Here is a 23,084-nt window from a genome sequence, read left to right as displayed (position 1 = left end):
AATCGGGGAAATCTCGTGGTCAAGCGCTCCGGGTTGACCTTCAAGCTGCTTGAAGCCCGATGATGGGCAGGTGTCCGACCTGCTCACCATTGGTGCGTTCGCCCGCCGCTGCGGCCTGACCGCCAGCGCGCTGCGCTTCTACGCCGACTCCGGCCTCGTGCGACCGATCCGGGTCGACGAGGAATCCGGCTACCGCTACTACTCCCCCGGCCAGGTGTCGGCCGCGCTGCTCGTCCGGCGGTTGCGGGAGATCGGCCTTCCGCTGGAACGGGTCGGCGCGGTCCTCGCCGCGGAACCGGCCGAGGCGTCGCGGATCATCGACGACCACGTCGCCGGCTTGGTGTCTCAGGTGCAGCAGGCCCGGGAAACGGCCACGGCAGTGAAGGCCACGCTGAGCTCGACGGCGTCGGCACCGTCGGTTCAGTTCACCGGGCCGGTGTTCACCGCTGCCGTCGAGCAGGTGCTGACCGCGACGTCGCCGGACCTGCCGGTGCTCAACGGCGTGCACCTCGAGGTCTCTCCGGAGGCGATCGTGCTGACCGCCACCGACCGGTACCGCCTCTCGACCCGCACGCTGGTCCCGGCCGAGCCGAGTGCGTCCACCTGGACCGCGACCATCGACGCCGACGACCTGCGCCTCGCGATGCCGTGGACGCGCCGTCAGCACGAGCTGCGGCTGAGCGTCCGGGACGAGGAGCTCCGCTTCCAGGGCGACGATGCAACACGAACCTGCCGCACTGTCGCCGACGGATTCCCGGACTATCGGCTGATGCTGGCTTCGCTGCCAGAAGTGCTTACCCGGGCGGTGATATCCCGCAACGCGCTCGTGGCCTGTCTGGAACGCCAATACGCCCCGCAAGTCCAGCTGGACCTATCGCCCGCGACCGTCAGGGTGGGAACCGAATCCATCCCGGCGAACGTCACGGGCCCGCCGATCTCGCTCTCCTTCGCCGTGAGCACGCTGCACCCGGCGATCAGCACCGCTGTCGGTCCGGACGTGATGCTGGACGTCGCGGCCTCGCACCTGCCGGTCGTCGTGCGCTCAGCCGACGACGGCGACCTGACCACGCTTGCCATGCCAGTGAAAGGAAATGCCGAATGATGACCGAAATCACCTCCGCGGTGACGCAGGGCCGAGCGGGCGACACGGACGCCGCGCGGGCGCGTCTGCAGGAGCTGTGGGACGAGATCGGACCGGGCGGAGATCCGTTCTACCGCTGCGTTCTCGCCCACTACCAAGCAGATCTGTTCACGGACCCGGCAGAGGCGCTGGTGTGGGATGTCAGAGCCCTGGACGCCGCCGCGACAGTGACCGACGAACAGGTGCAAGCGCACGACGCCGGGCTTCGGATCGAAGGCTTCTACCCGTCGCTCCACCTGAACCTGGCAGACAACTTCCGCCGCCTCGGCTCGTTCTCCGCGGCGACGGAGCAGATCGCGGCGGCCCGAAAACGACAGGACGCGCTCGCCGACGACGAGTACGGTGCGATCATCCGACGGGCGATCGACGGGGTCGCGGAGGCGATCGAACGCCGGTCGACCGAACGACGCACGACGGCACCGGGAGTCGAATAGTTGGAACCATGGCTGTCGGATTGGTGCCGCACGCACCTCGGCACCGCACCGGTCGACGTGCTGTTCGAAGCACGCCAGGTCTCGACGGTGCACGGCCTGCGCCTCGAAGACGGCCGGAAGGTCGTGGTCAAGGCCCGTCCGGACGACGGCCGCGCCCTCGCTTGCGTCGCCGCGCAAACCCAACTGGCTGAGCGCGGTTTCCCGTGCGCACGACCGCTGACACCTGCGGTCATGGTCGGCTCTCTGGCTGTGCACGCCGAGGAATACCGCCCGGGCGGAGACGTCGTACCCGGGGACTCGCCGGACGTTGCCGCGCGTTATGCCGAGCTATTCGCGCTGCTGCTGGCCACCCTCGACGGGATCGCCGTCAAGCCGCCGCTGCCGAACCCGCGCTGGCTGCGCTGGGACCACACCGACCCCGGCCTATGGCCAGCGATCGACTTCCTGGACGAACGAGACCAGCGCTCCGTACCCGAGGAGGTCACCAAGACCGCGGATCGGGCCCGCCGCCGACTGCTCGCCGCCGATCTGCCGAACGTCCTCGGCCACGGTGATTTCGAAGCGCAAAACCTCCGCTGGGATACCGGCGAGGGCTGGACGGTACACGACTGGGACAGCCTGGCGTGGCAACCGGAAGCAGCCCTGGCGGGAGCAGCGAGCGGGATGTTCCCGAGCACTACCCCGCCGACGCTGGCCCCGATCGAGAGCTCCGCGGCGTTCCTGGAGTCCTATCAGGACTTCCGAGGCCGCCGGTTCTCCTTGGCCGAACAGGAAGTCGCGTGGGCGGCGAGCTTGTGGCCTGCGACGCACAACGCCCGATGGGAAGCGTTGTATGGAGATCCGCCGATTTGCGGTGCGGCGCTTCGGGAGCAGACTGCTGAGCGTCTTCGCCTCGCGAACGCCTGAGTGGGATCCGGGCGGTTGCCGCGCTGGGGGACGCCGCAACCGCCCGGAGGCGTTACCTGATGTCGCGGACCAGTGCGCCCACGATCGCATCTATCCGGTCCGACTGGGCTTTCGAATAGTCCGCCGTGTCAATAAACACTGTCACCGACCGCTTTCCGTCCTCGGTCACCGCGTTGCGGAAGTCGTGGCCGCTGGCCATGCCGCCGCTGTGGCCCCAGGTCGGGAAGTTCGGCGTCAGTTCGTACCGCTGCAGGCCTAGGCCGTATCCCTCGCCGCCGTCGTCCAGGACGGTCTTTTTCATTTCGGTCAGCAAGGCAGCGGGCAGCAGTTTTCCGCCGAGCAGCGAGGTCCAGAATTTCGTCGTGTCCGCGCCGGTGGAGATCAATTCGCCGGAGGCGTCGGCTTCGGAGACGTTCCATTCCGTGGTGTCGACGCCGTCGGTGTACGACCGCAGGTCCGGTTCGTCGATCGTGGTTTCGTCGCCGGGCCAATAGGTTTCGTCCAGGCAGAGCGGTTTGATGATCCGTTCGGTGAGTTCGGTGCCGATGCCGCGGCCGGTCACCTTCGTGACCACCATGCCCGCCAGGTTGTAGTTCGTGTTGGAGTACGCGAAACCGGACGGGGCGCGGTCCGGCGGGGCAAGCGAAAGGGCCTGTTTGACGGTCTGGATCGGGTCGAAGTGCTCCCACCGGTGTGCTTGATCGTCCTCCCAGAACGGCGAGTCCAGGTAGTCCGGCAGGCCGCTCGTCTGCTGCAGCAGCTGCCGGATGGTGATCTTGCGGCCGTCGTAGCGGGCGGTGCGGATCAGGCCGGGCAGGTAGTGATCAACGGTTTCGTTCAGGCTGATTTTGCCCTCGGCGACCAATTGCAGGACGACTACCGCGGTCCAGGTTTTCGTGTCGCTGCCGATTCTGGAGTGTTCGTCGCCGGTGATCGCGCGGCCGGACTCGACATCGGACTTTCCGACGCCGCCTTTCCACCGGCCGCAATCCGGGCTCTGCACGGTCAGGACGATTCCGGGGAGACCGACCTTTTTCAGGCCGTCCAGCGCGGTTTGGATGGGTTTGGCGGAGCACGCGGCCGCTGAGGCCGTGGTCGTCGGCGCGACCATCAATGCCGCGGTTACCGCCACCGCCGCGGCGGCGCTGGTCCAAGCTCGCATGTCGTCTCCTTCTGCTGGAATCTTCAGACTGCGAAGAGCGTTTGCGAAGCGACGGTGTGCCGTTTCAGCGCGGCCGGATCGACAGCGACGCCGCCGCCCGGACCGTCTGGAATGGACAGACAACCGTCTTCGAGTTCGAACGGCGCGGTGAGATCGGTGGCGTAGTACCGGCTCGACGCGGAGATGTCATTCGGCAGCACGAAACCGGGCAGCGCGGCGAGGGCGAGGTTCTGCGCGCGGCCGATGCCGGTTTCGAGCATTCCGCCGCACCACACCGGGATTCCGTGCGCGGCGCACACGTCGTGGATTCGCCGCGCTTCGAGGTATCCGCCGACGCGGCTGGGTTTGACATTGATGATCCGGCACGCTCCCAGCCGGATCGCGAACGCGGCGTCGCGGGCGGAGCAGATCGATTCGTCCAGGCAGAGCGGAGTGCGCAGGAGCTTCGCGAGTTCGACGTGGCCGCCGAGGTCGTCCGCGGGGAGCGGCTGTTCGAGCTGGACCAGGCCGAACTCGTCCAGCCGGCGCAGGTGGTCGGCGTCGGCGAGGGAGTAGGCGGTGTTCGCGTCGGCCTGCAACACCAGGTCCGGGCCGAACTCGGCGCGGACCGCGCGCACGGGTTCTAGGTCCCAACCGGGTTCGATCTTCAGCTTGATCCGGACGTATCCCTCGGCCAGATAACCGGCGACGGTGTCGATCAATTCCGGGACAGTGTCGGTGATTCCGACGGAAACTCCAGCTCTGATCCGATCGCGCACGCCGCCGAGATAGGTCGACAACGGCATCGCGTAGGCGCGGCATTCGGCGTCGAGGATCGCGGTTTCGAGCAGGGCTTTCGCCAGCGGATTGCCCTTGACCGGAGCCATCGCGCCCGCGACCCGGGCGGCGGTCAAGTGCGGCAGGGCGGTCGCGCGCGGGACGAGATGATCTCGCAGGATCCGTTCGGCTCCGACGGCGAATTCCGGGCTGTACACCGGTTCCGGGTCACCGCCGAACTCGGCCCAGCCCTCGCTGACGTCGGTCACCACATGCAACAGAAGGGTGTTGCGTTCGGTGTCCACCGAGCACGAGGTCCGAAATGGACGGACGAGCGAGAGGCTGACCTCGATCAGGTCGATCCGTTCGATTTTCACGTCCGCGTCCCTTCGGTCAGGTGATACCAGCCGGATCGGCTGAACCCGGTCGCCGTGCAGCCCTCGGCGAAAAGCGGGACGAAAGCGTCCCGGATCGCGTAGCGCCACTCGGCGGCCAGCCGCGCGTTCAGGCGGCGCAGGCCCACGATGTCGGCCGGGACCCGGCACCAATACCCGGAGCCGTCACGGACCAGGAACGGTTCGCCGTCGGGGGCGCGGCGCGGGTCGATCTCCGCGGTCGTCAGGTCCGGGCCGGAAAGCCGGACCGGATTCGGTTCCCGCAGTGGCCACACCGCGGTGAACCGGTCGGTTTCGTCCGCTCCGTTCACGCCGTCCTCGATCTGGCCGTAGAAGTCCACTGTGTACTCGGTTCCGCGCGCGCCGAGCTTCGCCAGGTTGAAATGCGCGTTGCGGCTCACCAGCGGATCAAAGGTCCAGACCATCGTCTCCGCACCCTGGTCGAGCGCCCACACCCGCTGAGCCTGCTTGAGCGCGAAGCCCACTCCGCGGTCGCTCGCGCGCGCTGCGGCGATCAGCGAATAAACCGCGCGCGTCACCGGCGGGCAGAAAATGAGCGCCGACGCCGCCTGGATACCGGCGTCATCAGCCGTGTAATGCACCGCGCCGCCCGCGTGGACGACGGCGCGCAGGGCGTCCGCGCCGAACGGAGCGTGGGATTCCGGCGTCTGCCACACCTGGGCGAGAAATCGCGACACCGCTTCGAGCGTCCGGACGTCTTCGGCCAGCCGGATCCGGACGCCGGCCCGGTTCGCGGCGCGCAGGGCGGTCGAGACGGCCGCGTCCGGGGCCGGAGGGAGTACGGTCGCGGGTGCGCCTGGTGGAACGTGCATGCTGACAGCCTCGCGGCCGGATCGTCCGGGTGCGTGCAATGCCGGTCCAGAGATTCCGCGGATGTTTTGTGCGTCTGGCTAAAGAGGTGAAGATGCTCGATCCGGAGGTCCCCGATCTCGGACAGGTCCTCGACGCGCTCGGCGCTTCGCTGCTGCGGCCGGTCAGCCCGCTGCCGGACCGGCCGGTGCCGGTGTCCGGGGTGCTCATCCACGAGCGGCGCAGCGGCGCGCCGCCGGGGCAGGACACGATCCTGCTCGCGGTCGGGGCCGATCCGGCCGAAGCGAAAGATCTCCTCAACTCGGCCGTGGGATACGCGGCGCTGGTGGTGAAAAGCTTCGGCGAACCCCTCACCGAGCTGTCCGACGCCGCGCGCGACGCCGGGGTCGTGCTGCTCGCCGCCGACGAAGCCGTGCCCTGGCACCACCTCGAGGCGATGATCTCCTCGGCGCTCGCCCCCGCTGTGCGCACGCCCGGCGCGCCGGCTGCCGGCGATCTGTTCGCGCTGGCCAACGCCATCGCCGGGATGGTCGGCGGCGCGACCACCATCGAAGATCCCCACCGGCGGATCCTGGCGTACTCGACGCTGCCGGGCCAGCCCATCGACGACGGCCGCCGCCAGGGCATCCTCGGGCTGCAGGTGCCGGAGGTGCCGGTTTTCTACGACGACCAGTACCGCGAACTCGCTCGGGTGCGGCAGACCTGCCGCTTTCCCTCGCTCCCCGGCGGGCTGCCGCGGCTCGGCGTCGCGGTGCGGGCGGGCAGCGAGATGCTCGGCTCGATCTGGGTGGTCGACGCCGACGACAGCCTCGACGAGACGGCCGAGCAGGCGCTGTTCAACGCCGCCGAGATCGCCGCGCTGCACCTGCTGGCCGCGCGCACCGCGGTCGACGTCGTCCGCCGTCGGCGCGCTGACCTGCTGCAACGCCTGCTGGCCGACCCGAGCAGCGTCACCGCCGTCGCCCCGCAACTCGGCTTGGACCCGGACGCCCCGGTCGCGGTCGCCGCGTTCACCGTCACCGATCCTGAAGACGTACTGGCTGCTCACGCGGCGACGCGGCTGGCCGATCTGGTGAGCCTGCACTGCGAGGCGCACTACGGAAAGCACGGCTGCGCGCTGATCGACGGGACCGTCTACGCGCTGCTGCCGAATGCGCATCGCGATCTGGTCGCCGACATCGCCCGGCGAGCACACGGCGCGCTGCGGATGCCGGTGCAAGCCGGGCTCGGCTCGACGGTCCCCGGGCTCCGGTCGATCGCCTCGTCGCGGACCGACGCGGATCTCGTCCTCCGGACGCTGGCGGAGCGACGGACCGCACCGGAGCCGTGCCAGGTGGCGGCGATCGAGGAGGTCTGGGCCGGGGCGACGCTGTCGGTGCTGGCGCAGATCCTGGCCGGGGACGCCGCGTTGCCCCGGCGGTTGGGCCCGGCAGTGCGGGCGCACGATGTCGAGCACGGGACGACGTACGCGCCGACGATCCTGGCTTATCTCGACACGAACGGCGACATCGCGGCCGCGTCGGCTCGGTTGTCGGTGCATCCCAACACGATCCGGTATCGGCTGTCTCGGGCGGAGGAGATCTTCGGGTTCGATCTGGCCGATCCGGACGAGCGGCTGGTGCTGTGGTTGCGGTTGCGGTTGGGTGATCAGCTGGGGTGGTAGTAGTGAGTGGCAATGCCACTCACTACCCCCGCCGCACCGCTCGCCCGGCCAGTACCCCGGTCGGCTTCCCGTCCCGCAGCGCGGGCTGGCCGTTCACCAGCACATGCCGCATCCCGTCCGCATACCGGTGCGGGTCCAGGTAGGTCGCGTTGTCCCGCACCGCCGCCGGGTCGAACACCGTCACATCAGCGAATGCACCGGGCCGCAGCACGCCGCGGTCGGTCAGGCGCAGGTTCGCGGCGGGCAGGCTGGTCATCCGCCGCACCGCTTCTTCCAGCGGCAGCACGCCTTCCCGCACCCACGGGCCGAGCACTCGGGCGAAGGCGCCGTACGTCCGGGGATGGATGGACGTATCCGTGAACGGCGCCTCCGCCGCGATCGCCTCGGAGTCTGTGCACACTGAAACCCACGGCTGTTTCAGCGCGCACCGCAAGTCCGCCTCCGAGGCGGTGAACTCGGCGACCATCAGGTTCGGTTCCGCGGCGACGAGGTCCAGCAAGGTGTCGAGCGGGTCTCCGCCACGGCTCGCTTCGGCGAGGGTTTGGCCCTGCACCGCACCGCTTAACAACAGGATCCCTTTCGCACCGCCGGATCCGAGGTACAGGTTCTCCCAGTCCTGCCGTGGCGCGAGGATGGCGGCTTTCATTTCCGCGCGGCTCGACGGGTCGGCTAGGCGTGCGGCCAGCCCGCCGCCTTCGTGGAAGCGCGGCGGGATGAAGGCGGAGAGGAACGTCGAACCAGCGTCGTACGGGTAGATGTCCGCGGTGATACCGAGACCGTCCGCGCGCGCCTGCTGTACCCGTTCAAGCACGGTGGACAGCAGCGGCCAGTTCTGCTGTCCGGATGCCTTCAGGTGATATATCTCTGCCCGCGCGGACGATTCCCGAGCGATCCGGATCAGCTCGTCAACTGAATCGACCAGCCGATCCGACTCCCCTCGGATGTGCGAGATGTACAGCGCGTCGTGCTTCGCCAGCACTCGTGCGTACGCGATCAGCTCCTCGGTGGACGCGTAGCTACCCGGCGCGTAGATCAACGCCGAACCCACCCCGAGTGCGCCCGCCGCCAGTTCCTCGTCCAGCAACGCACAGGCGGCGGCCAGTTCGTCGTCGGTGAGCGGGCGGTCTTCGTTGCCCGCGAAGGGCATTCGGAGGTTCTCCGCGCCGACGAAGCTGCCGATGTTCAGCCCGGCCCCGCTCAGGTCGGTCAGGAAGTCGTCGAGCCGGGGCCAACTGGTGCGCATGCCGAACAGCGGCGGCTCGGCGGCGACGAGGTCGGTCATCCGGCCGGTGACCGGGCCCATCGAGCGGCCTTCGCCGAAGATCTCGGTGGTGATGCCCTGACAGATGTCGGACAGTCCGCGCGGATCCAGCTGGAGGGTTTCGTACGCGTGGCTGAGCACGTTGATGAATCCCGGCGCCACCACGCACCCTTCGGCGTCCAGGACCGGGGCGTCGGGGTCCCGGACGTCGCCGATCGCTTCGATCCGGTCCCCGGTGATCGCCACGTCCGCGCGGCGGGCGGCGGTTCCGGTGCCGTCGAGTACTGAGCCACCTCGGAGGACGAGATCGGCGGACATCGTGTTCCTTTCCTTGGGCGCGCGAGGGAGAATCAGACGTACAGACATGCGGTTTCATGGCCGCCGATCGCGACCAGCGGCGGGTCGGTGCGTTCGCAGTCCTCGGTGCCGACCGGGCAACGCGAGCGGAACCGGCAACCGGGCGGGATGTCGACGGGGTTCGGGGTCTCGCCGGTCAGCAGCTGCGGTTTCGCCTGCTGGTCCCGGTCCCGTCGCGGGACCGCCGACAGCAACGCCTTCGTGTAAGGGTGCCGCGGATTGTGCACGACTTCCCGCGCCGGTCCCTGTTCGACGATCCTGCCCAGGTACATCACCACGATCCGGTCGGCGAAATGCGCGGCCGTAGACAGGTCGTGGGTGATCATCAGGATCGCGGTGTCCTGGTCCTTCCGCAACGTGTCCAAAAGGGACAGCACACCGGCGCGCACCGAAACGTCCAACATGGACACTGGTTCGTCGGCGAGCAGGACGTCCGGGTCGAGCACGAGTGCGGCGGCGATGGCGACGCGTTGCCGCTGGCCGCCGGACAGTTCGTGCGGGTAACGGTCCAGGAACGCCTCCGCTGGCGAGAGGCCGCTGCGTTCCAGTGCGTCCGAGGCAAGCGCGGCCCGTTCCTCTTTGGACCCGCCGACGCTGTGGATCAGCATTGGCTCGGCGAGGATGTCCCGCACCCGGCAGAGCGGGTCGAGCGATTCGTACGGGTCCTGGTAGATCATCTGGACCCGTCGCCGGATCGGTCGCAAGCGGCGTTCCGACAGCCCGGTGATCGCGTTGCCTTCCAAGCGGACAGTACCGCCGGTCGGGGGAATCAGGCCGCAGATCGCCGCCGCCGTCGTGGATTTCCCGCAGCCGGACTCGCCGACGACGGCGACCATCTCACCGCGTCCGAGCCGGAAGCTGATGCCGTCCACGGCGTGCACGACGCTGCGCGGACGCCGGGCCAGCGCGCCTGCGACGCCGCGGCGCATCGGGTAGTGGATCGAGAGGTCGTCGACCTCCAGCAGCGCCTCGGTCATGCCGTCACCACGCTCTCGGTACGGAAACACGCTGCCCGATGACCTGGACCGGCCGTGGTCAGCAGCGGCGACTCGGCAGCGCAGCGGTCCATCGGGACATCGCAGCGCGGGCGGAACGGGCAGCCGACGATCTCGGTGTCAAGGCGCGGCGGAGCGCCCGGAATCGAGACGACCGGTTCGTCGCCGTAGAGATCCGGCGTCGCGGAAAACAACAGTCGGGTGTAGGGGTGCTGCGACTCCCAGCTCAGCTGATCCGCCGGGCCCTCTTCGACCATCTTCCCGGCGTACATCACCGCGGCCCGGTGACAGAATTGAGACACCAACGGCAGGTCGTGGGTGACCAGGACCAGCGCCATGCCGAGTTCGTCGGTCAGCCGGGTCAGCAGTTCCAGGATCTGCGCCTGCACCATCACGTCGAGCGCGGTGGTCGGTTCGTCGGCGAGCAGCACCTTCGGCTCGCAGGCCAGCGCCATCGCGATCGACAGCCGTTGCCGCATGCCGCCGGAGAACTCGTGCGGGTACCGATCCGCCGCCGCAGCGGGAATACCGACCAGCTCCAGCAGTTCCCGCGCTCGCTCACGCGCTTTCGCCCGGCGGGCGATGCCGTGGGCGCGCATAGGTTCCGCGATCTGCCAGCCGACCGTCTTCACCGGGTTGAGCGCGTTCATCGCGCCCTGGAACACCATCGCGATGTCCCGCCACCGATGCCCGCGCATCGATTCCTCGCCGCCAGCCAGGATTTCAGTACCGGCAATGGAAACGCTGCCCGCCACGGTCGCGGTCGGCGGCAGCAAGCCCAGCAACGCCAGGATCGTCGTCGATTTCCCGCAGCCGGATTCGCCGACCAGCCCGTACCGTTCGCTCGGGGCCAGCGAGAAGCTCACCCCGTTCACCGGATGCACCTGACCGCCGCCCGGCAGGTCGAACCACACGTGCAAATCGTTGCACTCCAACACATTCATCGAGCGTCCGCTCCTCTTCCGGCCAGGACCCGCACTCGCCACCGGCGGCCGGACAGATGGGAAACCTTGAGGCGCGGGTTCAACGCGTCCTCGATCGCCCGGCCCAGCAGGAAGCAGCCGATGCTCACCGCGGCGATCACAAATCCGTCCGGAACGATGGCCCACCAGGCCCCGGAACTGATCGCGGTGCGGGCGAAAGCGTGTTCCAGGATCGTTCCCCACGTCGTGACGCTCGGGTCTTCCAAACCGAGAAATGCCAACGCTGTCTCCAAGTAAATCGCGACCGAAACGGTCAGCACGGTGTTGGCGATCAGCAGCGGTCCCGCTTGCGGCAGGATATGCCGCACGATCACCCGCGTATTGCTCGCGCCGAGCCCGCGTGCCCGTTTGACGTAAGCCCGTTCGCGCAGCGACATCACCTCCGCGCGCACGATCCGCGCGGTCGTCGTCCATTCCAGCAGGCCGATCACCAGGATCACGTGGAACAGGCTCGGCCCCCACACCGCGGCGATCACCATGGCCAGCACCAGATCCGGCAGCACCAGCAGCACGTCGGTGATCCGCATCAGCACCGCGTCGACCCAGCCGCCGAAATACCCGGACAGGATTCCGACCGTGCCGCCGAGCAGCATCGCGACGAGCGTCGCGGCGAATCCGACGACGAGCGACGTCTGCCCGCCGCGCATCAGCAGCGACAGCATGTCCACGCCGCCGTCGTCGCAACCCAGCCAATGGTGCGCGGACGGCGGTTCGAAAACCGCACAGGACCGTTCGGTGATGCTGTATGGCGCGAGGTAAGGCGAAACAACAGCCAGGACTGCGAAAAGACCGAGAATAACGAGACCAGCGACCGCGGTTTTGTGCTCCCGCAGTACTTTTCGAAAGATACCGGTGCGGCGCAATTCGGCCGGGGCGGCAGTGGTCATGCGCTGACTCTCCGATCAAGGCGGAAGTAGACCAGGTCGGCGAGGAAGTTCAGCAGGATCACCGACACCGTCAGGAGCAGGAACCCGCCTTGCACCATCGGGTAATCGCGCTGGCTGAGCGCGGTGTAGGTGGCCATCCCGATGCCCGGCCAGCTGAAGATCACCTCGATCAGCACCGCGCCGCCGACGACGTAGCCGAGATCGAGCGCGACCATGGTGACCATCGGCAGCATCGCGTTCCGCACCGCGTGCTGCCAGACCACCCGCCGGTCCGAAAGACCTTTGGCGCGCGCGGTGAGCACGTAGTCCTCGCCGAGGGTTTCCAGCATCGAGGACCGCACCACCAGCGTGTAACCGCCGTACGCGGTGAGGATCAGCGTGACCGTCGGAAGCACCATATGACTCGCCACGTCGCCGATGTTCTGCCAGAACGGCGGGTTGTCGAACAGGAACAGGTCCGACATCCCGCCGGCCGGAAGTATCCCGGCGAACAGGATCAGCAATACCAACCCGAGCCATTGCGACGGGAACGAGTACACGAGCGTCGCGAGCCCGGTGTTGAGGTGGTCCAGCGCGGAGTCGCGCCGCCACGCCGCGATCACCCCGGAGAGGATGCCGAGCACGATCGCGCCGAGCGTTCCGACGCCGGCCAGCAGCACGGTGTTCTTGAGGTCCTCGACCAGCAGATGGGTCACCGGCTGCTGATAGGTGAACGAAACGCCGAGGTCGCCGTGCAGCAGGTTCTTGAGGTAGATCAGGTATTGGTCCCATTTGGACTTGTCGAGTCCGAAGCGGACCATCAGCGCGTGCTGCAGTTCCGGGGTCGCGTGCGGCACGCGGGACAGGTTGGTCACCGCGTCGCCGGGCAGGACCCGGAAGAGGAAGAAGTTCGCGGTGACGGTGAGAAAGACCGTCACCACAGTGAAAACGCCGCGCCGGAGCAGATAGTCGAGACTGCGCATCGGGTCAGCCCGCCTTTCGCACGGACAGCAGCGGGAGCTTCGACTCCGACGAGAACGAGGCCCCGCCCACCGGCGTCAGGCCGGTCCAGGACGGCGAGTGCGCCTCGATCGCGTCGGGGTAGTCGAGCACGAGCAGCGGACGCTCGCGTGCCGCCAGCTGCTGCATCCGGTTCACGACGTCGTGCCGGTCCGCGGGGTTCATCGCCTCGCCCTGCTCGCCGTACAGGTCGTCCCATTCCTTGCTGCAGTAGCCGGTGTCGTTGAGGATTCCCTGGCTGGCACAGGTGAGGTAGTTGAGCGTGTCGTCCGGGTCGCTGGTGCCGCCGCTCCACCCCCACATGGTCATCGCGAAGTCCTGCGATTTGTTCGCCATGGCCGCTTCGTTGGCCGCGGCGTTGTCGAGCAGCCGCGGTTCGAGCCGGATGCCGATCCGCTCGAAATCGCCGCGGATGATCTGGAACGAGCGCAGCCCGGCGCCGCTGTAGGTGTCCTCGGGCAGGATGATCGGGTAGTCCATCGGATGATCGCCCGCGATCCGGACGCCGTCCGGTCCGCGCCGGTAACCGGCCTGGTCGAGCAGCCGGTTGGCCAGGTCCAGGTCGAACGACGGCGGCTTGATCGAGTTGTCTGTCCAGTCAGCTGTTCCGGGCGCGATCACCGCACCGCCCGGTTTGCCGTGGCCGAGCAGCGAGGTTTTCACGATCTCGGCCCGGTTGACCGCGTGGTCGAGCGCTTCGCGCACCAGCGGGTTCGTCAATTCCCGATGTGCTGCTTGCTGTTTCGGGTTCGCGTTGACCGTGATGCTGTCGAAGCGCATGCCCGGCGAGGAAAGCACCTCGAACCCGGACGATTCGAGATTGCCCACTGAAGTGGCCGGCACGCTCTGCACCGCATCGAGCTGATGGCTCTTCAACGCGGTGATCATCGCGTCGTCGGTGCTGAAGAACTGGATGCCGAACCCGGCGATCTGCGGTTTCGGACCGTAGTAAGCGGGATTCCGCTTGAACAGCGCGACCTGTTTCGGCTGGTGTTTGACCAGGACGAACGGGCCGCCGGACACGATGGGCGCGGTGTTCGGGAACGTGGTCAGCGCGTCGCCCTTGCCCTCGGCGTACTTCTGCCAGATGTGCCGGGGCAGGATCGGAACGCTCATCAGTCTGCTGAGGACATTCGAGACCGGGCTGGCGTAGTGCAGCACCACGGTGTTCGCGTCCGGTGCGGTCGCGCTGTCGAGGTTGACCACGTAGTTGGCGAGACCCGCTGTCGGGCCGTCCTGGAATTTCGCGATCGTGCTGAGCGTCCACGCGACATCAGCGGCGGTCAACGGCTCGCCGTCGGACCAGGTGGCCCCGGGGTGAGTATGGAAAGTCCAGGTTTGGCCATCCTCGGAGGTGCTCCAGCCGGTGGCGAATTCGGGGACGTAGTGGTCGTTCGGGTCGAGCTGCACCAACGTCGGGTAGATTTGCTCGAACACCGAAAAAGCCATGCTGACCACGGAAACGAACGGGTTCAGCGAGTCGATCGGCTGGTTGGCGCCGAAGCGGAAGACGCCGCCGTCGGCGGTCTCGCTCTCGGCCTGGCCGCACGCGGCTACGCCACCCGCGGCCAGTACCACGGCCAGCAACGCCGCTGCCGCGCGGCGGAAACGGTTTCTCATCAAGGGCCGCCTAGGGCGTGAAGGTGCGGTAGAGCGGGCATCCTGAGTAGTCGGCGCGAACCGCGTCTCCATTGAGGACGACATCGAACTTCAGCCGCTCGGGCAGCCGTTCGTCCTCGCCGACGCGGAAAGAGCCGTCCGGGAGCGGGACCAGTTCGTCCGGCGGGCCGCCGGTGATCGACACCCACAGCCGGTTGTCGTGGGCGTAGACGTGCAAATTGGACAGCCAGGGGTTGTGGCAGCGGTAATGCCCGACGACCTCAGCCCAGTGTGCGGGCGGGTCGTCCGGAGTCGGCAGCGCCAGACGTTTCCGTTCCGGCAGAACAAATTCCGGCACCGAAGCGCCCGCAAGCGCGGCTCGCGTCGCAGCGATCAGGTGGACGACGGTCTCCTGCCACGGGCCGGTGCCGTTAGCCAGCACGACAGCCCCGATCCCAGCGTCCACATCGCACGCGATCGCGGCGTAGTAGCCGATCATGCCGCCGGTGTGCCAGACGTGCGGGCGGCCGTCGAACTCGCCGACCATCATGCCGAGGCCGTACGAACAGTCTTCCTCGTCCATCCGGATCGCGGGAGTACAGAGGTCGTCCACCATCGATCCGCCGCTCATCAACAGCCGCAGCCAGGCGGTCATGTCCCGTGCGGTCGAGACGACGCTGCCGTCCGCGGTGGCGGTCTCGATCCAGGTCGCCGGGACCAGGCCGTCCTCGCGGGCCGGGACGCGGTCGTCGTAGCGCGGCTCGTATCCCACGGCGCTGCGGGCCCGGATCTCATGGGTGATCGCTGGAATGGCAGCCGACATCCCCAGTTCGGCCAGGAAGTCGCCGAGAAGTTCCTGGTACGGCCGTTGGCAGACCGCTTCCAGCACCAGCCCGAGCGCCTTGTACCCGGAGTTCGAGTAGTGGAACCAGGTCCCCGGCGGCGTCGTGGCCTCGGAGTCGCGCAGCGCCCAGACCTCGAAGGCGGAGTCGCCGGAGACGTCCGTCCCCGCGATGATCCCGGCGGTGTGCGACATCAGATGGCGCACGGTGATCGGCGCGTGCGCGGACCGGACGGAGAACCACGGCAGGTACTCGGTCACCGGACGGTCCAGGTCGACCAGCCCAGCGTCGCGCGCTCGAAGCAGCAGCGCGGCGGTCATGCCTTTGGAGATCGAGCCGATCTGGAACAGCGTGTCCTCGGTCGCCGGCTGGGCGGCGGCCAGATCGGCGTGTCCGAACGCGCCGGAGAAGAGGATCCCGTCGCGGCCGGTGACCGCCATCGAGAGCCCGGCGGCGAAGGACCGTTCGTGCAACGCGGTGCGGCAGGCCTGGCGAAGCGCCTCGTCCGCGGCCTGGGGCAGGGGCGGCGTCATGTGCTGAAAACCTCCGGGACCTCGGTGTCCCGACCACGGCGGGTCGATGGGCGCCAGTATCGATCCGGCCGGATCGCGGCAGCCTTGGACGAGAGCCCAGAGATTCGGTCCGGGACTTGTGCCGGTCGCCAAAGCAGTGCCCGGACCGCCGTCGAAGGACGGCAGCCCGGGCACTCAACGGGTTCAGCGGGGCAGGGCCCACTTCTGCGCGGGGCTGTTGTTGCAGGTGTAGAGCTGCAGCTGGGTGAGCTCCTTGGTGCTGCTGTTCGGATCGTCCAGGCAGAGCCCGGAGTGCGGGTTCCGCAGCGACCCGTTGTCCTCGACCCACTGCTGGGCACCGGTGTTGTTGCAGGTGTATAGCTGGATGCGGGTGCCGTTCGTGGTGCCGGAATTGTCGGCGTCGAGACACTTGCCGTGGACGCGCAGCGTGTGGTCGGTGCCGACGACCCAGTCCTGCGCGTAGGTCGAATCGCAGCCGTAAATCTGGATCGGGTTGCCGTCGGTGACCTTCGAGAACGCGTTGTCGATGCACAGGCTGGACGACACTCCGGCGACGATCGGGCCGACTCGCGGGCTCGCCGGTGCCGGGCTGTCTCCCGGGTAGGACGGCGGTGCGGCGGACGGATCCGCAGCCCAGGCCTTGTTGGCTGTGGTGCCGAGGGTGAAGCTGAGCGTGCCGCCGTTGCTGATATCCGGTGCGTACGCCTTGTTCCAGCCCGCGCCATTCCACGAGGCGTCCTGGACGTACGGCGCGTTGTCCGCCGCGCCGTTGCCGTTGACGGTGAGGGTCTTGCCGGACGGCAGCGTGACGACGGCCTGGCTGAAGACCGGCGAGCCCAGAGCGAGGTCGGCGGTGCCCGGGGTCTCGGGGAACATGCCGAGCGCGGACCAGACATACCAGGCGCTCATCGTGCCGAGGTCGTCGTTGCCGCCGCCAAGACCGTCCGGGGTGGTGCGCCAGATCTTGCCCTGGATCGATCGGACCGTCTCCTGCGTCCGGTACGGCGCGCCGGTGTAGTCGTACTCCCAGGGCAGTTCGATGCTGGGCTCGTTGCCCATCCAGGCGAGACCGTCGTTGCCGTCGTACGTGCGCAGGAGGTTGTCCAGGTAGTGGTTCATGACGGTCGGGCCGCCCTTGGCGCGGGTCAGTCCGGCCAGGTCGAACGGCACCATGCCGGTGTAGATGAACGACGTGCCCTCGACCATGCTCTTGCCGTTCGTCGGGTCGAAGTCGAGCGGCCAGTTCCCGTCGGCGTTGCGGGCCTGGACGAAACCGGACTGCGGATTGAGCAGGTTGCGCCAGCTCTGCGCGCGGTTGCGGTACGTGCGCTGGTTGGCGGTGTCGCCGAGCGCGTCGGCGAAGGCGGACAGCGCGAAGTCGGCGGTGTTGTATTCCAAAGTGGTCGCTGCGGGACCGTAAGCGTTGCAGCAGCCGAAGTTTCCGTCGTGCGGGAGGTAGCCGAGGCTGTCGAGGTAGTTCAGGCCGGGGCGGTCGTTGTTCGGATTGGACGCTTGCGCTGTTAGTCCCTTGAGCGCGTCGGCGGTGTCGAAGTCGCGGGCGCCGAAGGCGTAGTAGTCGGCGATGATGGCCGCGGCCGGGTCGCCGACCATCACGTAGGACTCGCCGTTGTTTTCCGACCACTTGGGGAAGATCCCCGTTTGCCGGTAATCGTCCACCATGGACTGTGCGGTATCGGACGCGACCTTCGGCGCCAGCAGTGCTTCCAGCTGGGCCTGGGAACGATAGATATCCCAGCCTGAGTAGTTGGCATACACCGCGTCGTGGCCCGCGTCGACTGTGTGCGGTTTGCCGTCGAAACCCGGGTACTGGCGGTTGACGTCGCTGATCACGTTGGGATGCAGCAGCGCGTGATACAGCGCGGTGTAGAACATCGTCTGCTGGTCCGACGTCCCGCCGGTGATCTTGATCTTGCCGAGCTGGTCGTTCCACGCCCGCGCGGCGGCGGCGCGAGTGCCGTCGAAGTCCCAGCCGGGATTCTCGGCCGCCCGGTTCGCTGCCGCGTTGGCGGTCGACACGTAGCTCACGCCGACTTTCGCCTGCACCACTTGGTTTCCGGAGGTGTCGAAGGTGACTGAACGGCTGCCGCTGCTCGCGAAGGGACGGTCGAAGAGCAGGTCGAAGTAGACGGTGTAGCTGTTGGCCGCGCCGCAGAACGCGCCGCTGGTGACCTGACCGCGCACCTCCGTGTTCGACACGGCGGAGAACTGCGCGTTGCTGGGCCGGTTCTGACTTCCGTCCACTTTGAACACGAGGTTCGACTGGTTTCCGGCCGGGAAGGTGAACCGGCCCATTCCGCTGCGCGTGGTGGCGGTCAGTTCGGTATTGACACCGTTGTCAAGCTTGACTCGGTAATACCCCGCGGACGCGGATTCGTTGCCGTGCTGGAAGTTCACGTTCGCGGACGAGTTCACGCCACCGACGGTCGGCAGGATCGGCAGGTCGCCCGCCGCGCCACAACCGGGGCCAGCGATGTGGGTCAGGCTGAAGCCGGTGATTGTCGAATCGTTGTACTCGTAGCCGCCGCCGGGTGGCCGGGAGTTGGTGTCCGGACTCCATTGGACCATTCCGAACGGGGCGTCGGCACCGGGGAAATCGTTGGCTTGATTGGTGGTTCCGATGAACGGGTTGACCAGGCTGGCCGGATCGGCCGCTGCTCGGTGTTCAGCCGCTTGCGCTGGCCCGGCGCACAATCCGGCGACGGTCACGGCCGTCGCCAGCGCGCAGCTCACTCTCGCTCGAACTTTCATCGCGCGTCCTTTTCAATCGGGGTTTGATCAGCTGATCGGCACACCGCTGGCGACCCGGCCGCGGTCGATCCAACTTCCGTGTCCGTCGCCGCCTTCCCAGGAATAGACGGAAGCACCGTTGGTGGATTTATCGGCGAGAATATAATCGGCATTGCCGCCGCCGGTGAAATCAGCGAAGGCGACGGCGCTGGAATCCGTGGTGACGCCGGTGGCCACCTGGCCTCGCGAATACCAGCCGCCTTGCTCGTCGCCGCCGCGATTGAAGAACGCGTTGACCGCACCGCCCGGCGCGATCGTCACGTAGTCAGCCCGGCCGTCGCCGTCGAGGTCGGCGAAGCGCACGCTGCGCACGTCGGTGGTCGTGCCACCGGCGACCTGGCCTCGGCCGAGCCAGCCGCCGCGACCGTCGCCGCCGCGGTTGAGATAGGCGGTGACCGCGCCGTTCTGCCCGATGGTCAGGTAGTCGGCGCGACCGTCGCCGTCGAAGTCCGCGAACCAGACGCGGCCCGGGTCGGCGGTGGTGCCGGTCGCGACCTGGCCCAGCGGCTGCCAGCCGCCGTGCCCGTCCCCGCCGCGGTTGAGGTAGACGACCACCGCGCCGTTCGGTTCGAGCAGGAGATAGTCGGCGCGGCCGTCACCGTCGAAATCGGCGAACCGGACCCGCGCCGGATCCGTGGTGAGCCCGGTGGCGATTTGCCCGAGCGACTGCCAGCCGCCGTGCCCGTCGCCGCCGCGGTTCAGATAAACGCTGACCGCGCCGTTCTGCGCGACCGTTAGGTAGTCCGCGCGGCCGTCACCGTCGAAATCGGCCCAGCGAACCTTTCCGGTACCGCCGGATTCAGTTCCCGCGCCGAGCGGAGGATGTCCGCTGAACAAGCCTTCGGTGTACGCCTGCCCAAGCGCGCCGGAGAAGCTTTCCGCCATTCGCCGGTACCCGGCATCGTTCGGATGCAAGTGGTCGACCATTTCCCCCGAGGTGAGCGCAGGCGGCTCGACGTAGCGGAATCGGTGCCCGGCCTGGGTTTCGTCGGCCTCGAAGCCGCGCACGACGGAATTGAACGCCGCGACCCGGCTTTCCAACCCCGCCGACGTCGGGATCAACCCCAGCAAAAGGACGGCGACGTTCGGCCGATCGGCGTAAATCCGGTCGAGCAGACTGTGCAGCCGGGCTGGCGCGTTGGCCACGTCGATACCGCGGTCGAGGTCGTTGATGCCGAGGTGCAACAGCACGACGTCGGGCCGGTCGAACGCGAGCCAGCCGTCGATGCCCGCGGTGATCTGGTCGATCGTGTAACCGCTGTGGCCCTCGTTGGCTGGATCAGGCAAGCTCCCGTTGGTTTGCGTGCCGACAAACCGCGGCGAGTAACGGGATTCCCAGGAAAGCATTGTCCACAGTGGAGCGCGATAGGACGACACAGTGGCACTGCCCGCACCTGCGGTGATCGAATCGCCGAGCGGCATGATCCGCACCGCTTGACCGAGCGGTGCCGCTTCGGCGGATTGACTCGGTACGGCAGCGGCGGCTAGGAGAACGAAAACAGCGAGAAATCGACGAAGCGGCATGGCAGCTTCCTCCGGCACGGCAAAGCGGACGGAACCCGTTCAGGCGAGCGAGGCGAATCCGGAACCGGCGTGCGCTCCGGCGACGAGACCATGGTCAGCCCGCGATGACAACCATGTCAACGGACTGGTCCAGACATGTCTTTGTCAGAAAATCCCGGCCGAGGGAAACCGCGGGAGGCCGTTCAGAATTCGGCGCGAAACACCCGCAGGAAGTCGCCGGTCCAGCGGAATCGGCTCGCCAGCCGGTAGCAGCGACGCACCCGGGGATCCGGGACCTGGTCGTAGGCCTTCAGGACCGCTTCGGACCCGCGCGGCCGCAGATCCGGATTCCAGCGCGGGATATCGGACTCGTCCCGGATCGCTGTCCAGTAGGCCGGGTAGGGATACCAGCGCGGCGACAGCACTTTCTTCAGCAACTGGGTGGCTCGGGCGGTCGAAACGGACACCCCGTCGAAGATCAGCGCGCCAGACGGGAAATGTCCGGTCAGCCGGCGCAGCAACTGGGATACCTCCGCCTCCCGCAGATACATCAGCAATCCCTCGGCGAGGATCAGTGCCGGCCGATCGGCCGGAATCTCCTCCAGCCACGCGGAGTCGGTCACCGATGCGGCGATCATCCGGTAGCTGTCGCTGTCCGAGTACAGCTTCCGGCGAAGCGCGATGACATCCGGCAGGTCGACGTCGAACCACCGCACGCCAGGCGGATCGAGCCGAAAGGCGCGGCTGTCCATCCCGCACGCCATCTGCAGAACCGTCGCTTCCGGGTGCTCGCGCAGGAAATCCGCCGCCCAGGTGTCGAACTGCCGCGCCCGCAACGCGACCCCGGCGCGCCCGCGGACGATGGACGGCTTGTCGAGCTTCGCCCAGTTGTAGTCGATCCGCTCGACCGCTTCGGCCGCGAGCCGGTCGCCGAGAATGGGCTGCGGATCGCGCGCGTCCAGTGCGCGGAGAAACAGTGTCACGAGCATCGTCGACTGCACGCCAGTGAGATCTACCCGCCCCGTAGTCACAAGTCAGATCCTACGCGAGTCACCAGTGATGACCAGGTGTCGCTTTAACCGTCTTCATCGCGAACTGCGAACTCGTCCGTGCCACACCAGGCATCCGAGTCAGCTCAGTCATATACAGCTGTTCGTACGCCGCCATATCAGGAACCGCGATCTGCATCAGATAGTCCGGGGTGCCGAACATCCGGCGGCACGACACCACTTCGTCCAGTCGCAGCACTGCCTCCTCGAACGCCTCGATGACCTCGCTCCGCTGATCCGCCATCTCCACGTGCAGCAGCACCCCGAGGCCACGACCGAGCGCGGACGGGTCGACCGACGCGTGGTAACCGGTGATCACGCCGGCTGCTTCGAGGGCGCGGACCCGGCGCAGGCACGGCGACGGCGACAGCCCGACCCGGTCGGCGAGTTCGTTGTTCGGTAGCCGGCCGTCGGCCATGAGGTGGCGGACGATTGCGTGATCAGTCTTGTCCATGGCATCCGATGCTAATCAGGAGCGCCAGTTGCGCAATCTTCGGCATCGGCTGCCCCGCCTTCCGCACTACCGTCGATTTCGGCATCCGACCGGAAGGCAGCACCGTGAACACTCTCGTCCTCTCCCCAGCGGAACGCGCCCAAGCCGCCGCCGCGCTGGCCAGTTTCGTTGACAGTTATGAGGAATCCCTCCCGACCCGGCCGATCCTCCCGGACGTCGACCGGGACACCCTGACGAAGCTCCTCGCCGAGCCGTTCCCGGAAGAAGGCATTGGGGTAGAAGGATTCTTCGCCGATCTCCGGGACCGCATCGTGCCCAACTCGACCGCCATCGCGCACCCGCGGTTCCTCGCGTATGTCCAGGGCCCGCCGAACGGCATCGCCCCTTACGCCGACGCGATCGCCGCTGTCCTCAACCAAAACTGCAACTTCTGGCAGCTCTCCCCCGCAGCGAGCGTGGTGGAACGCTCGGTTGTCGAATGGCTGGCCGGTCTTTTCGACCTCGGCCCCGACTCCGGCGGCATCCTGACCAACGGCGGTTCCGGCGCGACCAGGGACGCGATCACCACCGCCCTCGCGGACCGCCGGCCGGATTTCCGCGAACGCGGCCTGCAATCCGGTGCGCCGCCGCTGGTGCTGTACACCTCCGAGGAGGCCCACCGCTGCGTCGACAAGGCCGCCGCGACGCTCGGCATCGGCCTGGACCACGTCCGGCACCTCCCGGTTGACGACGAGTTCCGCCTGCGCGTCGACCTCCTCGCCGACGCCATCGCCGCCGACCGCGCCGCCGGGCTCGAGCCGTTCTGCGTCGTCGCCACCGCCGGCACGGTTACGAGCGGCTCGATCGATCCGATCGGGCCCATCGCCGATCTGTGCGCGCGAGAAGACCTTTGGCTGCACGTCGACGGTGCGTACGGTGCGCTGTTCGTCCTCGCCGACTCCGCGCGGGAGACGTTCGCCCCGCTGTCCCGCGCGGATTCCATCGCGTTGGATCCGCACAAAATGCTGTTCACGCCGCTCGAAGCCGGTGCGCTGGTGGTGAAAGACGCCGCAAAACTTCGAGCGGCCTTCGCGTTCTCGTCGTCGTATCTGACCGTCGCCGAGGACGACCTGATGCTCGACTTCATGGACTACGGCCCGCAGCTTTCGCGCAGTTTCAAGGCGTTGAAGGTATGGGCCGCGCTGCGGACCTTCGGCGTCGACACCTTCCGCGCCGCCGCCGAACGCTGCCTCCGCCTCGCCGCGCGGCTCGCCGAACGCATCGCCGCGGAACCGGGATTGACGCTGCTGAATCCGGTAGCGCTGACCGCCGTGTGCGTGCGCGTCGACGGCCGCCGCGACGAGGAATATCCGGCGTTGCTCGCCCAGCTCGTGGACGAAGGCACTGCGCTGCTGGGTCCGGCACGTCTGCGCGGGCAAACCGCGATCCGCGCGTGCGTCGCGAATTACCGCACCACCGACGCTGACATCGACCTCATCGCCGATCGGCTGGCCGCGCTCGCCAACTGCTGAATGCGCGGAACGGTC

The 23,084-nt window shown here is 67.8% G+C and carries 19 protein-coding genes; 5 read left to right on the top strand and 14 right to left on the bottom strand.

Annotation, left to right across the window (positions count from 1 at the left end; translation table 11 throughout):
- Positions 1–70: 70 nt before the first annotated feature.
- From ABZX37_RS17120 to ABZX37_RS17110, 3 genes are read left to right on the top strand one after another with little or no spacing between them, the layout of a single operon-like run.
- Positions 71–1,102 carry a MerR family transcriptional regulator gene (locus ABZX37_RS17120; RefSeq protein WP_354740472.1) on the top strand — a complete coding sequence of 344 codons (1,032 nt, stop codon included), beginning with the start codon at positions 71–73 and terminating at the stop codon, positions 1,100–1,102.
- On the top strand, positions 1,099–1,575 hold the full coding sequence (locus tag ABZX37_RS17115) for a hypothetical protein (protein ID WP_354740470.1): 477 nt from the start codon (positions 1,099–1,101) through the stop codon (positions 1,573–1,575). The genes ABZX37_RS17120 and ABZX37_RS17115 overlap by 4 nt, the downstream gene beginning before the upstream one ends.
- Positions 1,576–2,481, top strand: coding sequence for a phosphotransferase (locus ABZX37_RS17110; RefSeq protein ID WP_354740468.1), 906 nt, complete (start codon positions 1,576–1,578; stop codon positions 2,479–2,481).
- Between the two features lie 52 nt (positions 2,482–2,533).
- Here the strand turns inward: ABZX37_RS17110 and ABZX37_RS17105 are convergent, their stop codons facing one another.
- From ABZX37_RS17105 to ABZX37_RS17095, 3 genes are read right to left on the bottom strand one after another with little or no spacing between them, the layout of a single operon-like run.
- The gene (locus ABZX37_RS17105; RefSeq protein ID WP_354740466.1) at positions 2,534–3,643 is read right to left on the bottom strand and encodes a serine hydrolase domain-containing protein; all 1,110 of its coding nucleotides are present in this window, start codon (positions 3,641–3,643) and stop codon (positions 2,534–2,536) included.
- A 23-nt stretch (positions 3,644–3,666) separates the two neighbouring features.
- A complete protein-coding gene (menC, locus tag ABZX37_RS17100) occupies positions 3,667–4,776 on the bottom strand; it encodes an o-succinylbenzoate synthase (protein WP_354740464.1) in 1,110 nt (369 codons plus the stop codon).
- Positions 4,773–5,627, bottom strand: a complete 855-nt coding sequence (locus ABZX37_RS17095) for a hypothetical protein (RefSeq protein ID WP_354740462.1) — start codon at positions 5,625–5,627, stop codon at positions 4,773–4,775. Before ABZX37_RS17095 ends, menC begins: the two co-directional genes overlap by 4 nt.
- A 92-nt stretch (positions 5,628–5,719) precedes the next feature.
- Between ABZX37_RS17095 and ABZX37_RS17090 the strand changes: the two genes are divergently transcribed.
- Complete coding sequence (locus ABZX37_RS17090) at positions 5,720–7,288, top strand: helix-turn-helix domain-containing protein (RefSeq protein WP_354740460.1); 1,569 nt, start codon at positions 5,720–5,722, stop codon at positions 7,286–7,288.
- A gap of 22 nt (positions 7,289–7,310) precedes the next feature.
- On the opposite strand, the gene ABZX37_RS17085 is transcribed toward ABZX37_RS17090, so the two are convergent.
- The 11 genes from ABZX37_RS17085 to ABZX37_RS17035 form a co-directional block, all read right to left on the bottom strand.
- Positions 7,311–8,867 (bottom strand): D-aminoacylase, encoded by a 1,557-nt coding sequence (locus ABZX37_RS17085; protein ID WP_354740458.1) that lies wholly within the window; start codon positions 8,865–8,867, stop codon positions 7,311–7,313.
- 32 nt (positions 8,868–8,899) lie between these two features.
- Complete coding sequence (locus ABZX37_RS17080) at positions 8,900–9,883, bottom strand: ABC transporter ATP-binding protein (RefSeq protein WP_354740456.1); 984 nt, start codon at positions 9,881–9,883, stop codon at positions 8,900–8,902.
- Positions 9,880–10,845, bottom strand: coding sequence for an ABC transporter ATP-binding protein (locus ABZX37_RS17075; protein WP_354740454.1), 966 nt, complete (start codon positions 10,843–10,845; stop codon positions 9,880–9,882). Before ABZX37_RS17075 ends, ABZX37_RS17080 begins: the two co-directional genes overlap by 4 nt.
- Positions 10,842–11,771: an ABC transporter permease gene (locus ABZX37_RS17070; RefSeq protein ID WP_354740452.1), complete on the bottom strand. Its 930-nt coding sequence runs from the start codon at positions 11,769–11,771 to the stop codon at positions 10,842–10,844. The genes ABZX37_RS17075 and ABZX37_RS17070 overlap by 4 nt, the downstream gene beginning before the upstream one ends.
- On the bottom strand, positions 11,768–12,733 hold the full coding sequence (locus tag ABZX37_RS17065) for an ABC transporter permease (RefSeq protein ID WP_354740450.1): 966 nt from the start codon (positions 12,731–12,733) through the stop codon (positions 11,768–11,770). The genes ABZX37_RS17070 and ABZX37_RS17065 overlap by 4 nt, the downstream gene beginning before the upstream one ends.
- A 4-nt stretch (positions 12,734–12,737) precedes the next feature.
- Positions 12,738–14,390: a peptide ABC transporter substrate-binding protein gene (locus tag ABZX37_RS17060; protein WP_354740448.1), complete on the bottom strand. Its 1,653-nt coding sequence runs from the start codon at positions 14,388–14,390 to the stop codon at positions 12,738–12,740.
- A 10-nt stretch (positions 14,391–14,400) separates the two neighbouring features.
- On the bottom strand, positions 14,401–15,744 hold the full coding sequence (locus ABZX37_RS17055; protein WP_354740446.1) for a serine hydrolase domain-containing protein: 1,344 nt from the start codon (positions 15,742–15,744) through the stop codon (positions 14,401–14,403).
- Positions 15,745–15,927: 183 nt separating this feature from the next.
- Entirely contained in the window at positions 15,928–18,513 is a 2,586-nt protein-coding gene (locus ABZX37_RS17050; protein WP_354740444.1) for a lectin, read from the bottom strand.
- Between the two features lie 27 nt (positions 18,514–18,540).
- Complete coding sequence (locus ABZX37_RS17045; protein WP_354740442.1) at positions 18,541–19,974, bottom strand: FG-GAP-like repeat-containing protein; 1,434 nt, start codon at positions 19,972–19,974, stop codon at positions 18,541–18,543.
- Positions 19,975–20,258: 284 nt separating this feature from the next.
- Positions 20,259–21,086, bottom strand: coding sequence for a class I SAM-dependent methyltransferase (locus ABZX37_RS17040; protein WP_354740440.1), 828 nt, complete (start codon positions 21,084–21,086; stop codon positions 20,259–20,261).
- Between the two features lie 19 nt (positions 21,087–21,105).
- The gene (locus tag ABZX37_RS17035) at positions 21,106–21,558 is read right to left on the bottom strand and encodes an Lrp/AsnC family transcriptional regulator (protein WP_354740438.1); all 453 of its coding nucleotides are present in this window, start codon (positions 21,556–21,558) and stop codon (positions 21,106–21,108) included.
- A gap of 104 nt (positions 21,559–21,662) precedes the next feature.
- Here ABZX37_RS17035 and ABZX37_RS17030 point away from each other — a divergent pair, with 104 nt between their 5' ends.
- Positions 21,663–23,069 carry a pyridoxal-dependent decarboxylase gene (locus ABZX37_RS17030; protein WP_354740436.1) on the top strand — a complete coding sequence of 469 codons (1,407 nt, stop codon included), beginning with the start codon at positions 21,663–21,665 and terminating at the stop codon, positions 23,067–23,069.
- Positions 23,070–23,084 lie beyond the last annotated feature (15 nt).

Origin of the sequence: Amycolatopsis sp. NPDC004079 (genome assembly GCF_040610415.1) — a bacterium.
GTDB classification, from domain to species: Bacteria; Actinomycetota; Actinomycetes; order Mycobacteriales; family Pseudonocardiaceae; genus Amycolatopsis; species Amycolatopsis halotolerans.
The sequence above is the reverse complement of the archived record's forward strand: the minus strand, read 5'-3'. Positions and strand labels throughout refer to the sequence as shown.